This is a genomic window from Brevibacterium sp. SIMBA_078 (genome assembly GCF_046534565.1).
Lineage (GTDB): Bacteria > Actinomycetota > Actinomycetes > Actinomycetales > Brevibacteriaceae > Brevibacterium.
The window spans coordinates 240241-254837 of sequence record NZ_JAWRYQ010000003.1; the positions used below are offsets into that span (position 1 = coordinate 240241).

Here is a 14597-nt window from a genome sequence, read left to right on the forward strand (position 1 = left end):
CTCCTTTGAATGGACAGAACATCAGTGTCCTGAATCACATGGCCCAAAGGTAACGTTCAGCATGCGCTAGGGAATACCACCGAAAGTTGGTAGCTTGTTCACATGAATGCGCACGCCAAGGAAACGCGGGCTCTCAAGGCCGAGACCCGTCGCCTATTCGTCGAAGCCGTCGATTCCCTGCACCAGAGCGGCACCGGTGACGTCGTCTTCGGAGGCATGGTCGAAGAGGATTCGGTCGCGGTCGAAGCCGTCGCCGGCGCCGACAAGAACCTGCTCTCGACCCTCATCGTCAGCACCGGACGCGGCCTCGGCGGACGGGCCATGACCGAAGGCACTCCGCAGCTCACCCGGGACTACGAGATCGACCCTCTCATCACCCACCATTACGACGAGGAGGTCCTCGGCGAGGGCATCCGCGTCCTCATCGCCGTCCCCACTCTGCACGGCGGTGAGGTCACCGGTATGGTCTACTGCGGCCACCGCGCGGACTACAACGCCGCCGCCCCGCAGACGGGAGACCTCGTCAGACGGGTACGACAGCTCTCGGTCGATCTCGCTCGCCTCGGATACCGGCAGGAACCGCGCGGCCCCGTCAAGGAGGAACCGCTCTACCCGGATCTGGATCCCTCGGGACGCGAAGCTCTCCGGCACACCTATGCCGAGCTGAGGGCCATCCGCTCCGGGATCGTCGATGAGGAGACCCGAGAGAAGCTCACCGGCATCGAGGCGCGCCTGGCCGATATTCTCTCCGGACACAATCCGGAGAACTTCCAGACGCCGGTGCCCGCAGTCAGGCTGTCGCCGAGGGAGACCGACATCCTCTCGCATGTCGCCTTGGGCTGGCCGAATGCCCGCATCGCCGAGGCGCTGTCGCTGCGCGAGTCGACTGTGAAGTCCTATCTCAATACGGCGATGGTCAAGCTCTCGGCACGGACCCGTCATGAGGCCGTGTCGATCGCCCGCTCATCCCACGTCCTCCCCTGAGCGGGGAGGATCCGCTCAGCCGTTGATGACCTCCGAGTTCTCCCGTTCCATCTCCAGGGAACGGTCCGCCGCCGCCTGCGCGGCCGCCTCGGCGATATCGAAGATCCCCGAGTCGAGGAACTGCTGGAGACCGGCCAAGGTCGTCCCGCCCTTGCTGCTCACGGCCTGACGCTGCGCGGCGGGGTCGGGCTTCTCGGTCAGGAGTCGACCGGCGCCGTCGGCGGTGGCCACGACCATCTGACGGGCGACGTCCTCGCTCAGGCCCTGCTTGACGCCGGCGGCGATCATGGCTTCGGCGAGGAGGAAGAAGTACGCGACTCCGGACCCGGAGATTCCGGTCATGGCCGGGATCTGGGATTCGTCGAGATCGACGACGAGGCCGGCGCCCGACAGCAGTGACTTCAGTGTATCCACGCTGGCGGCGGTCACCTCGGCGGTCGGGGCCAGCGCGATGACGCCGTGGCCGATGGCGCTCGGCGTGTTCGGCATGATCCGCACGATCGGATTCCCGGGGGCGAGCTTCGCAAGGTCTGCGGCGGCGACGCCGGCTGCCATGGACACGAGCACGGAGTCCCGGTCGAGGTCGTCGGCGAGTTCACGCAGGGTCTCGGCCATCATCCACGGCTTCACGCCGAGGAAGACGAAATCGGCTCCGGACACGGCTTTCCGATTCGCTTGGGCATCGTTCTCCAACGCGGTGACCGTGGCGGTGGGCAGATCGGTGCGGAGCCGCTGCGCCGAGGCGGTCGAATTCGTCGTCGCGCGGACGGTGATGCTCGCGTCGGCGGTGAGGATTCCCTGGATGAGGGCCGTGCCCATGTTGCCGGTTCCGATGGAGGCGATGGTGGTCAAAATGCGTCAGCCTTTCGATATCTGATGTGTGGTGGTCGGTGGGTGTCCATGCGCCGAAGCGTGCCGGTGCCAGGTCGGGCGAGTCGAAGCGAAGACGAGCAGGGTGATGTGCGACGTCGCGGTCGCTCGCAGCGTCAGCTCTCGGCGCCGGCTTTTCCGGATCGCGAGGGTTTGTGCTCGGAGGTGCGGGTGTGACTGTAGGCGTTGCGTCGCGGAGTGTCCGCGTCGAGGCCGAGGTGCTCACGGGCGAAGGCGATGGAGTCGGCGAGCATCTTCTCGCGCGCTGACTGTCTGCGGACGAATCGGGTGTTGACCTCGACGACGACGTCGCCCTGCCAATTGTGTTTGGCGAGGTACTGCAGGGTCTCGGCGACGGGCATGGTGCCTTCACCCGGAACGAGGTGTTCGTCCTTGAGTGAGCCGGCACCGTCGGTGAGATGGACGTGGCGGAGCTGGTCGAAGATCTCGCCCACCGTCTCCAGGGCGTTCATTCCGGCGGTGGAGGCGTGGGAGAAGTCGAAGGTGAGGTCGTCGTAGTCCTCGTCCAGGGGGTTCCAGTCGGGGTAGTAGACCTGGATCTCGCGCAGGCCGGCCCGCCAGGGGTACATGTTCTCCACGGCCAGTCTCACACCGGTCTCCTGGGCGACCTGGCGGACGCCGTCGACGAAGCCGAGGGCGTATTCTCCCTGCCAGCGGAACGGCGGGTGGAGGACAACCGTGTCGGCGCCGACTTCCTTGGCGAGGTTCGCGGTGATCCGCAGCTTCTCCCAATGGTCTTTGTGCAGCACCCGGGGCAGGAACAGCAGGGTCGGCGCGTGCAGGGAGATGACGTCGAGTCCAGTGTCGCCGGCGAGTCCGTTGATGAGGTCGACGTCGCGGGTCTCGGTGTTATGGGTGACCATGATCTCGACACCGTCGTAGCCGTGTTTGGCCGCTTGGGTGAAGGTCTCCTCGACGGTCATGGGTGAGACGGAGGAGCTGGAGAGGCCGAGCCTGATCCGGTTGTCGGAGACGTGGTGAGCGTCTTGCTCATACACGTCGTGTTTGTCGAAGTACTCCTTGTGGCGCTTCGAATTCGAGCGCGCAGAATTCTTGGTGGTCAACACCTTCCGCTGGGACTTCGACTTCTTGCTCATCTCTTCCAGTCTAACGCGGCTCCCCCTCCCCAGAACTACCTGACGGCGGCCCAGCAACCTCGCGCGAGGTTGCTGGGCCGCCGTCAGGTAGTAATTCAGGCGTAGAGGGCTTCGGTGTCGTCGTCGACCCAGTTCTTCGACTTCTCGACCGCCTTGTTCCAGAGGCGGTAGACGCGGGCGACCTTCTCCTCGTCCATCGACGGCAGCCAGCGCTTGTCCTCGCGCCAGTTGTTCTTCACATCTTCCTCACCGTTCCAGAACTTCACGGCGATACCGGCCGCATAGGCAGCACCCAGGGCCGTGGTCTCGACGACCTCGGGACGGATGACGGGCACGCCGAGGAGGTCGGCCTGGAACTGCATGAGCGTCTCGTTGGCGACCATGCCGCCATCGACCTTGAGTTCGGTGAGTTCGACACCCGAGTCGAGGTTCATCGCATCGAGGACCTCGCGGGACTGGAATGCCACCGATTCGAGAGCCGCACGTGCAATGTGGCTCTTGTTGACGTACCGAGTCAGCCCCACCATCACACCGCGGGCATCCGACTCCCAGTGCGGAGCGAAGAGACCCGAGAACGCGGGGACGATGTAGCAGCCGCCGTTGTCATCGACGTTCTTCGCCAGGGTCTCCACCTCTGGAGCCTCGGAGATGATTCCGAAGTTGTCGCGCAGCCACTGCACAAGCGAACCCGTGACCGCCACTGATCCCTCGAGGGCGTAGACTGCCTCGTCGTCGCCGATCTTGTAGGCCACGGTGGTCAGCAGGCCGTTCTTGCTCGCCACCGGCTCCGTGCCGGTGTTGATGAGCATGAAGTTGCCGGTGCCGTAGGTGTTCTTCGCCTGGCCCTTCTCGAAGCAGGCCTGACCGAAGGTCGCCGCCTGCTGGTCACCGACGATGCCGCAGATCGGGGTGTCGATGATGAGGCCGTTCTTGGCACCGTAGCCGTAGACCTCCGAACAGGACTTGATCTCCGGCAGCATCGAGACGGGGATGCCCATCTCACCGGCGATCTCCTCGTTCCAGTCAAGGGACTTGATGTTCATGAGCATCGTCCGGGAGGCATTCGTGACGTCGGTGACGTGGATTCCGCCGTTGACGCCGCCTGTGAGATTCCAGATCACCCAGGTGTCCATGGTGCCGAAGAGGAGCTCGCCTGCCTCGGCGGCCTCCTTGACCCCGTCGACGTTGTCGAAGATCCACTTGGCCTTCGGACCCGCGAAGTACGTGGCAAGGGGCAGCCCGACCCGTTCCTTGTACTTATCCGGACCTTCGTCCCCTGCCAGTTCGTCGCAGATCTTCTGGGTTCTTGTGTCCTGCCAGACGATCGCGTTGTAAACGGGCTTGCCCGTGTTCTTGTTCCAGATCACCGTGGTCTCACGCTGGTTGGTGATGCCAACGCCCTCGAGCTGGTGGCGGTTGATGCCTGCCCTGGTCAGGGCCTGGCCGATCGCCTCGTTGGTGTTCCTGATGATCTCTTCTGCATCGTGTTCGACCCAGCCGGCACGCGGGAAGATCTGTTCGTGCTCGAGTTGGCCCGAGGACACGATCTGACCGTCATGGTCAAAGACGATGGCCCTCGACGAGGTGGTCCCCTGGTCGATGGCGAGGATGTACTTTTCCTGGCTCATTCTTCACTCCTGTGTCTCGATGACGCTATGTCCAGATGGTGCTGTGTCTCGATGGTGAGGTGCTGTTGCCGCTGACCGACTCAGAGGAAGGCTTGGGAGGCCAGACCGGCAAGCACGCCGCCCACGAGGGGGCCGGCGATCGGCACCCACGAGTACGACCAGTCGGAGCTTCCCTTGTTCGGGATCGGCAGCAGCGCGTGGACGATACGGGGTCCGAGGTCACGGGCAGGGTTGATCGCGTAGCCCGTGGGTCCGCCGAGTGAGGCGCCGATGGCGACGACGAGGAGGCCGACTGCCAATGGTCCCAACTTGTCCGGGGTACCTCCGAAGAGCAGGATGACGAACACGAGGACGAAGGTTGCGATGACCTCGGTGATGAAGTTCCATCCGTAGCTGCGGATCTCCGGACCGGTCGAGAAGGTGCCGAGGATGTTGCCGGCTTCCTTCTCTTCGTCATAGTGCTTCTTGTAGACGGCCCAGGCCAGGAAGGCACCGATCATGGCACCGATCATCTCGGCGGCGAGATAGGCGATGGTATTGCCGAAGGTGACCGGAATTCCGTCCGCGTATTCCGAGGCTCCACTGGCGAGGATGCCGAAGGTGACGGCCGGGTTGAGGTGTGCGCCGGTCTTGAAGGCGACGAAGACACCGGCGAAGACCGCGAGGCCCCAACCGAACGAGATGAGGAGCCAACCGCCCCCGTTGCCCTTCGTCTTGCCGAGTACGACGTTGGCAACGACGCCGACGCCGAGCAGCATGAGCATCGCTGTACCGGCGATCTCATAGAGGAAAATGGTGCCCATATCTCACAAACTCCTATTGTTTGCATTTCCGGTGGGTGTTCCGGCCGATGGTCGACCCGGAGGGTGCTCCGGGTCGGTCGATATTCAGTTGTCGGTATTCCGTTGTGGTTCCGCACTTCGCTGTGCACGGTTCAGTGGAGAGTCTCCCCGACCAGGGCCGCCGCCGAGGCGTCGTCGTCGATGGCCTCGGCCGCGACCTGAGCGTCGACGTGAGCGTTGAATTTCTCAACCTCGGCCGACTGCCGATCGGCGCCCCATCCGAGGACGGGCGCGACGATGGCCGCGACCGCCTCGGCGGCGTTCTTGCCTCGGTCCGGGGCTTCGTAGTTCAGCCGCATCCGCCTCTCGAGGATGTCGCCGAGGTGGACGGCCCCCTCTGCTGCGGCCGCGTAGTGGGCCTCGACGCGCAGGTAGCGTTCGGCGCCTTCCAGCGGCTGACCGAGCTCGGGATCGTCATCAACGAGGTCGAGCAGATCCTCGATGAGGGTGCCGTAACGGCGGATGAGCCGCTTGACGCGGTCTTCGTCCCAGCCGTACTTCTCCGCGATCCCGGATTGGCCGCGCCGCAGCGCACCCACTCCCTGGGCGCCGAGCAGCGGCACGGATTCGGTGAGCGACCGGCGGTCCTTCGCATCGTCGCCGAGGACGAAGTCGACGGCGTCTTCGGCCATCACCCGGTAGGTGGTGAACTTGCCTCCGGCGATCGCGGCGAGGGCCGGTTCGACCTCCATCACGGTGTGCTCGCGGGAGACCTTCGTCGAAGCCTGCCCCTCCTTGACGACCGGCTGGAGCAGCGGCCGCAGTCCGGAGTAGACGCCGATGACGTCGTCGCGGGTGAGTTTGTCGGCGAGGATGGCGTTGGCGTGTTCGAGCAGGTAGTCGATGTCCTGCGAGGTCGCCACCGGGGCGTCGACGTCTTCGTTCCACGGGGTATCGGTGGTGCCGATGACCCAATAGCCTTCCCAGGGGATGACGAAGAGGACGGACTTCTCCGTCTTCGAGATGATTCCGGTGTTCGGGTCGGCCTTGATCTTGTCCTCGGCCACCGTGATGTGCACGCCCTTGGAGGCGAGCACCTTGAGCCCGGCGTCGGCCTTCGCCAGATCCTGCTGCTCTTCGGTCCAGACTCCTCCGGCGAGGATGGTGCGGCGGGCATGGATGTCGAACTCTTCACCGGTGATCTCGTCCCGGGCGTGGACGCCGGTGACCTGATCCCCGTCGTGGAGGTAGCCGATGACGGAGACGTGGTTGGCGGCTGCGGCCCCGTAGCTCACGGCCGAGCGGACCAGGGTCATGACGAAGCGGGCGTCATCGACCTTCGCGTCATAGTATTCGAGGGCTCCGACGGCGGCGTCGTCGGCCAGGCCCGGGAAGTGGGAGCTCAGTGCCTTCTTCCCCAGGTGGCGGTGCATCGGCACGGCCCGTTTGCGGCCCGGCCGAGTGGCCATCGTGTCGTAGAGGAGCACGCCGGAGCCGATGAAAGCGCGGTCGATGAGGCGGTGTTCGAAGGGGAAAACGAAGGCGACGGGTTCGACGAGATGGGGTGCGGTGTGCTGGAGCAGCAGGTCGCGTTCCTTGAGAGCCTCGGCAACGAGTTTGAAGTCGAGCATCTCGAGGTAGCGCAGTCCGCCGTGCATGAGCTTCGAGGATCGGGACGAGGTTCCCGAGGCCCAGTCCTTGGCATCGACGACGCCGACCTTGAGTCCGCGCGTGGCTGCGTCGAAGGCCGATCCTGCTCCGGTCACTCCCCCGCCGACGACGAAGACGTCGAGCGGGTCGGTCGCGCTCGTCTTCTTCAGAGTCTCCAGCGCCTGGTCGCGGAAGTTCGGGGACAGCTCACCATTTCGCATCAGCAGATTAGTACTTTCCGTAAGAAGATTCGGGCTTTCACCGATATCGGCACGGGCAGATCAGTGCGGGTGCTTCCTCGGCGACTAATCAAAAACTAGCAGGCGAACCTGAATTCCGGTAGCAAACCGACAGATGCGAAGGCTGCTCAGTCGAGGGCGGCGACGGGCTCGACGCGCATCGCCGATGACTGTTCGGCAGAGTCGAGGAGGTCGAGTTTGCGCATGATGATGCCTTCGCGCAGCGCCCATGGGGAGATGTTCATCACGCCGATGTCGAAGATCGTGAAGGCCGCCTCGGCGACGATCGCTCCGGCCAGCACCTGACCGGCACGCGCCTCGGACACGCCGGGCAGGGTCGCCCGCTCTTCGGGGGTGCGGGATGCGAGGGTGTCGATGATGCCTTCGAGGTCGCGGCGGAAGAGCTTCCTGGGAGCATAGATTCCATCGCCGCTCGGAGCGGCACCGGCGATGCGCGCCAGGGAGCGGAAGGTCTTCGACGAACCGACGACCTGGTCGGGCACTCCGACCCGATTGATGTCGCCGGCGATGCGTCCGATCTGCGCCCGGGCATGTTTGCGCAGGCGGTGGATGTCCTCGGCGGTGGGCATCGGGTCCGGGAGGAAGTCCGAAAAGGTGCGTCCGGCGCCGAGGGGAATCGACACGGCCGCCTGCGGGTATTCGTCCTGACCTGCCGCGATCTCCAGTGATCCGCCGCCGATGTCGAGCAGCAGGATCTTTCCGGCCGACCACCCGAACCAGCGACGGGCGGCGAGGAAGGTCACGCGGGCTTCGTCGCGGCCCGACATGACGTTGAGGGTGACCCCGAGCTGAGCGTTGATCGATTCGATGAGACCGATCCCGTTCGGAGCTTCCCTGACCGCCGAGGTGGCGAATGCGAGGATCTGCTCCGCTCCCTGATCCTCGGCGATCTCGACGGCATCGGTGATGAAGGAACGCAGCCGGTCCTGCCCTTCGGCATCGATCGATCCGTCATCGCCCAAGTACTCCGCGAGTCGGAGCACCTCCTTGTGCGAGGTGGCCGGCAGGGGCGGTGCTCCGACGTGGGCGTCGACGACCAGGAGGTGGACGCTGTTGGAGCCGATATCGAGGACTGCTAGGCGCATTCGCTCAGTTTATCCTCTCCGTGGGCCTCCGTGAGAACGAACCTGGGGACCGTTCTGCCAGGCGGATTTGGCGAAGCCGAATTCCGGCGGTTCCTTGGCGAAGAAGGCTTCCTGACCGCGGATGATCTCGTCCCGGTAGGCATCATCGAGCCACCGAGGCGGCTCCGTGTCCTCGGTCAGTTCACCGTCGAGAACTGCTTTGGCTCCGACCTGGCTGAGCCGGGACAGTCCCACGATCCGCTCCCCCAGGGCCTGCGCCGTTTCGAGTGGGGTGTCGGAGACTTCGTGGAAGAACCCGAGTTCGGCCATCTTCTCGAACTTCACGATCGAGGCCGTGATGAGCAGGTAGCGTGCCCAGGCGTCGCCGAGGATCTGCGCCAGCCGCTTCGTGGGTCCGGCCGGGTACACGAGTCCGAGCTTGGCTGCGGTGACGCCGAAGATCGATCCGGGGGCGGCGATGCGGATATCGCAGGCCGCGGCGATCTCCGTTCCCCCGCCCACGCAGTTGCCGGTGATCGCGGCGATCGTCGGGGTCCGGGAGTTCGCCAGTGCCGCCTCGGCGGTGGAGTTGAGTTCCCAGAAATCATCGAGCGGCACATTGAGGTCGGCGATGTCCGAACCGGCGGAGAAGTGCCCGCCGGCCCCGGTGATCACCAGCGCGCCGATCGAATCGTCGGCATCGACGTTCGCGATGATCTCCGGCAGCGCCCGCCACATGGGTCGGGAGATCGCATTGCGTTTTTCGGTCCGATCAATGACGAGGGTTCCGACCCCACCGGTGACGGTGAAGTCGAAACCCTCGAGATCGACCGGACGGTAGGAGCCGTCTGGTCTCATGTGTGTTCTGCCTTTCGAGAGGTCAGCCCCGGTTGTCGGGAACCTCGCGCTGGTCCTCACCGTCGTAGGCGCTCAGGGGACGGATGAGGGCGTTGTTCGCCTGCTGCTCGAAGATATGAGCGGTCCAGCCGGTGATGCGGGCCATCACGAAGATCGGGGTGAACTGCTCGGTGTCAAAGCCCATGAGGTGGTAAGCCGGGCCCGAGGGGTAGTCGAGGTTCGGGTAGATGCCCTTGCGCCCGACGAAGTCCTCTTCGAAAGTGTTGTACAGATCCAGCAGATCGTTCGCACCCTTGACGGCGACCATGTCCTCGAAGGCCTTGCGCATGGTGGGAACGCGCGAATCGCCGTTTTTGTACACGCGGTGGCCGAAGCCCATGATCTTCGCCTTCTTGGCCAGCGCCTCGTCGATCCAGGCCGAAGCCTTGTCGGCGGTGCCGACCTCTTCGAGCATCGCCATGACGGCTTCGTTCGCTCCGCCGTGCAGCGGGCCCTTGAGCGCACCGACGGCACCGGCGACGGCCGAGTACAGGTCCGATGTGGTCGAGGTGATGACGCGACCGGTGAAGGTCGAGGCGTTGAACGAGTGCTCGGCGTAGAGGATCATCGACACGTCGAAGCAGCGCACGACCTCCTCGGCGGGAACTTCGTCGAAGACCATCTTGAAGAAGTTCGCGGCGTAGCCGAGATCCTTCGTCGGGGCGACGGGGTCGAGGCCGTGACGGCGACGGTGGTCGATGGCCACGATCGTCGGCAGCTGGGCGTAGAGACGCTCGGCCTTCGCGAGGTTCGCCTCGGCACCCTCGGTGTCGGCCTCGGGGTCGACGGCGCCCAGGTAGGCCACAGCCGTCTGCACGACGTGCATCGGGTGGCAGTCCTTGGGCAGGCCGAGGATGAGGTCGACGAGCTTGTCATCGATCTCACGCTGGGAGCGTTCGCGTTCCTGGAATTCTGCCAGCTGCGCCTCGGTGGGCAGTTCGCCGTTCCAGATGAGGTAGGCGACGTCCTCGAAGCTGCGCTTGGCGGCGAGCTCCTGCACGGGGTAGCCGCGGTAGGTCAGCGAGTTGGTCTCCTGGACCACTTTGGACACTGCGGTGGTGTCGACCACGACACCGGCGAGGCCCTTCTTGATTTCTTCGGTCACTGGTGACCCTCCTGTGAGAAGTTGAAGACTGCGGCATCGAACTCGTTGTACGCCGCGTAGTCGATCGTGTCATACAGGTCCGCACGGGTCTGCATGCCCTCGAGCAGGTCCACCTGAGTGCCCTTGTCCCGAATGGTCTGCAGGCCCGATCTGATCGCACCCATGGCGATGCGCAGAGTCGTGACCGGGTAGATCACAAGCTTGACTCCGACATTCGCCAACTGTTCGGTGGTGAACAGTTCGCTCTTTCCGAATTCCGTCATGTTCGCCAGGATCGGCACATCGACGCTGGAGGCGAATCTCTCGAACTCTCCGAGATTTCGCATCGCCTCGGGGAAGATCATGTCCGCTCCCGCATCGGCGTAGGCCTTCGCCCGGTCGATGGCGGCGTCGAGGCCTTCCCCGGCGCGGGAGTCGGTGCGGGCGCAGATGACGAAGTTCTCGTCTCGGCGCCCCTTGACGGCGGCCTTGATGCGCTTGGACATCTCGGCCGCGGTCACGACCTCCTTGCCGTCGAGGTGGCCGCAGCGCTTCGGGTTGACCTGGTCCTCCAGGTGCATGCCCGAGATTCCGGCGTCCTCGAACTCCTGGACGGTGCGGGCCACGTTCATGGCTTCGCCCCATCCGGTGTCGGCGTCGATGAAGGTCGGCAGATTCGTCACTCGGGCGATATTGCGTCCGTGGTCGGCCACCTCGGTGAGGGTGGTCAGCCCGATGTCGGGCAGACCCATGGCCGCGGAGAACGCGCCACCGGAGATGTAGACGCCTTCGAAGCCGGTCTGCTCGATGATCTGAGCATTGATCGGGTTGATGGCGCCGGGGAACTGGACGATCTCGTCGCCTGCGAGCAGCTCGCGGAACTTGGCGCGGCGCTCGGCGGGGGTTGCCTGTGCGCCGAGCATCAGAAGATGCCCTTCGATCCGCTGTGCTCGAGTCCGTCGACCGTGAAGCTCAGTTCCGCAACGCCCTTGGCGTCGAGGCTCTCGAGATTCTCGGCGAGATCGAGGAAGCGGGTCTGCTCCGAATCGGAGACGATGCCCTCGGCCAGGGTCTTGAACTTCTCGATGTAGTTCGCACGGGCGAAGGGACGCGCACCGAAGGGGTGGGCGTCGGCGACGGCGATCTCGTCGGTCAGCGTCGAGCCGTCCTCGAATTCGATCTCCACGCGTCCGCCGAAGGCCTTCTCGTTCGGGTCGATCGAGTGGTAGCGGCGGGTCCACTCGGGATCCTCGGTGGTCTCGATCTTGTGCCACAGCTCGACGGTGTCGGGACGGCCGGCGCGCTCGGGAGCATATGAGTGCTCGTGGTGCCAGCCCTGGTCCTGCATGGCCACGGCGAAGATGTACATGATCGAGTGATCGAGGGTCTCACGGCTGGCCTTCGGATCCATCTTCTGCGGATCGTTCGCACCGGTGCCGATGACGTTGTGGGTGTGGTGCGAGGTGTGGATGACGATGCGCTTGATCTTCGACAGGTCCTCGATCTGCCCGCCGAGCTTGCGGGCGAGGTCGATGAGCGCCTGAGCCTGGTACTCGGCCGAGTGCTCCTTGGTGTAGGTGTCGAGGATCGCACGCTTCGCTTCGCCCTTGCCCGGCAGCGGGATGGTGTAGCGGGCCTCGGGGCCGGAGAGGATCCAGGCGATGAAGCCGTCCTCACCTTCGTAGATCGGGTTCGGGGCACCTTCGCCGCGCATCGCACGGTCGACGGATTCGACGGCCATCTTGCCGGCGAACGCGGGAGCGTGGGCCTTCCAGGACGAGATCTCGCCCTTGCGCGACTGACGGGTCGCGGTGGTCACATGCAGGGCCTGCTGGACGGCCTGGAAGGTGACCTCGGTGGGCAGGTGGAGCAGGGCGCCGATGCCGGCTGCGGCCGAGGGGCCGAGGTGGGCGACGTGGTCGATCTTGTGCTCGTGCAGGCACATTCCCTTGACGAGGTCGACCTGGATCTCGTAGCCGGTGGCGATGCCGTTGATGAGGTCCTTGCCGCCGATGCCCTTGTGCTGGGCGACTGCGAGCACTGCCGGGATGTTGTCACCGGGGTGTGAGTACTCTGCGGCGAGGAAGGTGTCGTGGAAATCGAGTTCGCGCACGGCCACACCGTTGGCCCAAGCGGCCCATTCCGGTGAGAAGCGGTCGGTCACCGGCAGGCCGAAGATGTTGGCACCGGGATTGAACGGGTGGGCCTGAGCCTGCTCGCGAGCGTGGGTCGGAGCGGAGCGGCGCACGGATGCGGCAGCGACGGAAGCGTTGTCGATGACGCGGTTGATGACCATTTCGGTAACTTCGGAATCGACCGGCGTCGGGTCGGATGCGACCTCGGCGATCTTCCATGCGAGCTGATCTTCGCGAGCCAGGTTCTCTGAGCTCTTGTAGGTGCGGACTTCATGATTGATCATGGATACCCCTTCATAGTCCTTGACCGGAAATGGTCACATAGTGCTGACACAACTGTAGGCCACGTCACTTGGCAGGTCCGTGCCGGTCGGAAATTTATCTCGACATCAAGATATTTTACCCGAAGCGTGTCCCAGTTCACCAACAGGGTCTCCATGGTCTTCTGCCGCGAGGGATGGTTGTGGGAATATTGGGTCATGACTCGGACTGCCCTGGACTTCGACGAGAACTGGTTCGACGACGCGGAATACGCTCGCCTGCGCAGACGCATGCCGATCCCCTACGTCAACGCCATCCCGGTGCGGGTGGGCGAGACCGGCAATGTCGAACGCATCGGCCTGCTGCTGCGCAGCCTCGAAGACGGCACCCTCGGACGGGAGGTCGTGGGCGGGCGGATCCGCTTCCACGAGACCATCCGCACCGCACTGGTGCGTCACGCCGAGAACGACCTCGGCCCGATGGCGCTGCCGGTGATTCCGCCTGCGATCAGCCCGTTCCACATCGCCGAATACTTCCCCACCGAGGGTTCGGCTCTCCTCCACGATCCGCGCCAGCATGCGATCGCCATGTGCTTCATCATGGAGGTCCGCGGCGAATGCACCCCACGGGCCGATGCCCTCAGCCTCGATTGGCTGACCCCCGAGGAGACCCTGCGTCCCGATATCGTCGGCGAGCTCTGCTACGGCCAGGACCATATCCTGCGCATCGCACTGGCCCATCTGGGCTTCCGGGTCTGAGCCAGATGCACGCCCGGGTGAGACGAACCCTCTCACCCCACGTTTTTTCTACATCTTGTAGAACCGACTTGGTAGACTGAAAGCGACGCGGACGATACCGCCAGTCGGGGCCGTCGTCGGCGTCTGGGTTGGACAGGCCCCGATCGAGAGGTGCGAGATGTCTGCTCAAACCAGTTCGTCCGAATCCGGCCTCAACCTCGAACTCGGCGTCCTCGTCGGCTTCGACGGCTCCGAACTCGCCGCTCAGGCCGTCCGCTACGGCGCAGTCGAGGCCGAACGCCGCAGAACCGTTCTCACCGTCGTCACTGCCTATGAGCTGCCGACGATGATCTACCCCAATATGGCCTCCATCCCCAGCGAACCCGAGGATGACAAGGCGAAGAAGGAAGCAGAGAAGACCCTCGCCGAGGCGGTCGAACTTCTGCACGCCTACCCCGGTGAGAAGTCCTTCCGCACCGCACCCGGCAATTCCGCCGGTGCGCTCGTCACGCTCAGCGCCGATGCCGAGGTCGTCATCGTCGGCGCCCGCGGCCGCGGCGGTTTCATGGGCCGAGTCCTCGGGTCCGTATCCACGGCTCTGCCTGCCCACGCTCACTGCCCGACGATCGTCGTTTCCGAACGGTCGATGTCAGCATCCGCGGACACAGGCCCGGTCGTCGTCGCCGTCGACGGCTCCGACACCGGTCGGGTCGCCATGTTCACGGCAGCCGCCGAGGCCGCCTTACGCGGCACAGAACTCGAACTCGTCGTGGTGCTGCCTGCCGGTGAGGAATGGCTCTACTGGTACCCCGACCTCGAGCTCAGCTCCGAGGTCACCTCGCGTCGGCAGAAACAGCTGACCGAAGGTCTGGAGAAGGAAGCCGCAACCCTGTCCGAGCAGTTCCCGGATCTGACGGTGACCACCTCGGTGCCGGTCGGCGATCCCACGGAGACCCTCGTCGAGATCAGCTCGCGCGCACAGCTGACGGTGCTGGGCACCCGCGGGCGCGGACGGATCCGCAGCGCTCTGCTGGGATCCGTCTCGCGCGGGGTCCTCAACCACGCCGAAGGTCCGGTCATGGTGGTGCCGAGCTGATCGGCGGCGCCGTGCTGATCAGGAAGGCTGT

At 64.7% G+C, this 14597-nt stretch carries 13 protein-coding genes; 3 read left to right on the top strand and 10 right to left on the bottom strand.

Annotated features, from left to right (window positions below):
* Nucleotides 1-102: 102 nt before the first annotated feature.
* Complete coding sequence (locus SB749_RS12965) at nt 103-984, top strand: LuxR C-terminal-related transcriptional regulator (protein WP_410710659.1); 882 nt, start codon at nt 103-105, stop codon at nt 982-984.
* A 15-nt stretch (nt 985-999) separates the two neighbouring features.
* Here SB749_RS12965 and proC read toward each other — a convergent pair whose 3' ends face one another.
* The 10 genes from proC to SB749_RS13015 all read right to left on the bottom strand — a co-directional run bounded on the left by proC (nt 1000) and on the right by SB749_RS13015 (nt 12756).
* Complete coding sequence (gene proC / locus SB749_RS12970; protein ID WP_410710660.1) at nt 1000-1836, bottom strand: pyrroline-5-carboxylate reductase; 837 nt, start codon at nt 1834-1836, stop codon at nt 1000-1002.
* Nucleotides 1837-1970: 134 nt separating this feature from the next.
* The gene (locus tag SB749_RS12975) at nt 1971-2972 is read right to left on the bottom strand and encodes a sugar phosphate isomerase/epimerase family protein (protein ID WP_410710661.1); all 1002 of its coding nucleotides are present in this window, start codon (nt 2970-2972) and stop codon (nt 1971-1973) included.
* Nucleotides 2973-3067: 95 nt separating this feature from the next.
* The gene (gene glpK, locus SB749_RS12980; protein WP_410710662.1) at nt 3068-4600 is read right to left on the bottom strand and encodes a glycerol kinase GlpK; all 1533 of its coding nucleotides are present in this window, start codon (nt 4598-4600) and stop codon (nt 3068-3070) included.
* Between the two features lie 80 nt (nt 4601-4680).
* Complete coding sequence (locus SB749_RS12985) at nt 4681-5403, bottom strand: MIP/aquaporin family protein (protein WP_410710663.1); 723 nt, start codon at nt 5401-5403, stop codon at nt 4681-4683.
* A gap of 131 nt (nt 5404-5534) precedes the next feature.
* Entirely contained in the window at nt 5535-7253 is a 1719-nt protein-coding gene (locus tag SB749_RS12990) for a glycerol-3-phosphate dehydrogenase/oxidase (RefSeq protein WP_410710664.1), read from the bottom strand.
* 146 nt (nt 7254-7399) lie between these two features.
* Nucleotides 7400-8377: a Ppx/GppA phosphatase family protein gene (locus SB749_RS12995; RefSeq protein ID WP_410710665.1), complete on the bottom strand. Its 978-nt coding sequence runs from the start codon at nt 8375-8377 to the stop codon at nt 7400-7402.
* 9 nt (nt 8378-8386) lie between these two features.
* Nucleotides 8387-9214 carry an enoyl-CoA hydratase/isomerase family protein gene (locus tag SB749_RS13000; RefSeq protein ID WP_410710666.1) on the bottom strand — a complete coding sequence of 276 codons (828 nt, stop codon included), beginning with the start codon at nt 9212-9214 and terminating at the stop codon, nt 8387-8389.
* A gap of 22 nt (nt 9215-9236) precedes the next feature.
* A complete protein-coding gene (locus SB749_RS13005; RefSeq protein WP_259357103.1) occupies nt 9237-10358 on the bottom strand; it encodes a bifunctional 2-methylcitrate synthase/citrate synthase in 1122 nt (373 codons plus the stop codon).
* Entirely contained in the window at nt 10355-11260 is a 906-nt protein-coding gene (gene prpB, locus SB749_RS13010) for a methylisocitrate lyase (RefSeq protein WP_410710667.1), read from the bottom strand. The genes SB749_RS13005 and prpB overlap by 4 nt, the downstream gene beginning before the upstream one ends.
* On the bottom strand, nt 11260-12756 hold the full coding sequence (locus tag SB749_RS13015) for an MmgE/PrpD family protein (RefSeq protein ID WP_410710668.1): 1497 nt from the start codon (nt 12754-12756) through the stop codon (nt 11260-11262). The genes prpB and SB749_RS13015 overlap by 1 nt, the downstream gene beginning before the upstream one ends.
* Nucleotides 12757-12951: 195 nt before the next feature.
* Here SB749_RS13015 and SB749_RS13020 point away from each other — a divergent pair, with 195 nt between their 5' ends.
* Both SB749_RS13020 and SB749_RS13025 read left to right on the top strand, forming a co-directional pair.
* Nucleotides 12952-13491 carry a DUF4916 domain-containing protein gene (locus tag SB749_RS13020; RefSeq protein WP_025777997.1) on the top strand — a complete coding sequence of 180 codons (540 nt, stop codon included), beginning with the start codon at nt 12952-12954 and terminating at the stop codon, nt 13489-13491.
* Nucleotides 13492-13648: 157 nt separating this feature from the next.
* Entirely contained in the window at nt 13649-14566 is a 918-nt protein-coding gene (locus tag SB749_RS13025) for a universal stress protein (protein ID WP_410710669.1), read from the top strand.
* Nucleotides 14567-14597: the final 31 nt, after the last annotated feature.

Coding starts and splice junctions, on each gene's coding strand:
- SB749_RS12965 (WP_410710659.1), top strand. CDS start 103: ATGAATGCGCACGCCAAGGAAACGCGGGCTCTCAAGGCCGAGACCCGT.
- SB749_RS12975 (WP_410710661.1), bottom strand. CDS start 2,972: ATGAGCAAGAAGTCGAAGTCCCAGCGGAAGGTGTTGACCACCAAGAAT.
- glpK (WP_410710662.1), bottom strand. CDS start 4,600: ATGAGCCAGGAAAAGTACATCCTCGCCATCGACCAGGGGACCACCTCG.
- SB749_RS12985 (WP_410710663.1), bottom strand. CDS start 5,403: ATGGGCACCATTTTCCTCTATGAGATCGCCGGTACAGCGATGCTCATG.
- SB749_RS12990 (WP_410710664.1), bottom strand. CDS start 7,253: ATGCGAAATGGTGAGCTGTCCCCGAACTTCCGCGACCAGGCGCTGGAG.
- SB749_RS12995 (WP_410710665.1), bottom strand. CDS start 8,377: ATGCGCCTAGCAGTCCTCGATATCGGCTCCAACAGCGTCCACCTCCTG.
- SB749_RS13000 (WP_410710666.1), bottom strand. CDS start 9,214: ATGAGACCAGACGGCTCCTACCGTCCGGTCGATCTCGAGGGTTTCGAC.
- prpB (WP_410710667.1), bottom strand. CDS start 11,260: ATGCTCGGCGCACAGGCAACCCCCGCCGAGCGCCGCGCCAAGTTCCGC.
- SB749_RS13015 (WP_410710668.1), bottom strand. CDS start 12,756: ATGATCAATCATGAAGTCCGCACCTACAAGAGCTCAGAGAACCTGGCT.
- SB749_RS13020 (WP_025777997.1), top strand. CDS start 12,952: ATGACTCGGACTGCCCTGGACTTCGACGAGAACTGGTTCGACGACGCG.
- SB749_RS13025 (WP_410710669.1), top strand. CDS start 13,649: ATGTCTGCTCAAACCAGTTCGTCCGAATCCGGCCTCAACCTCGAACTC.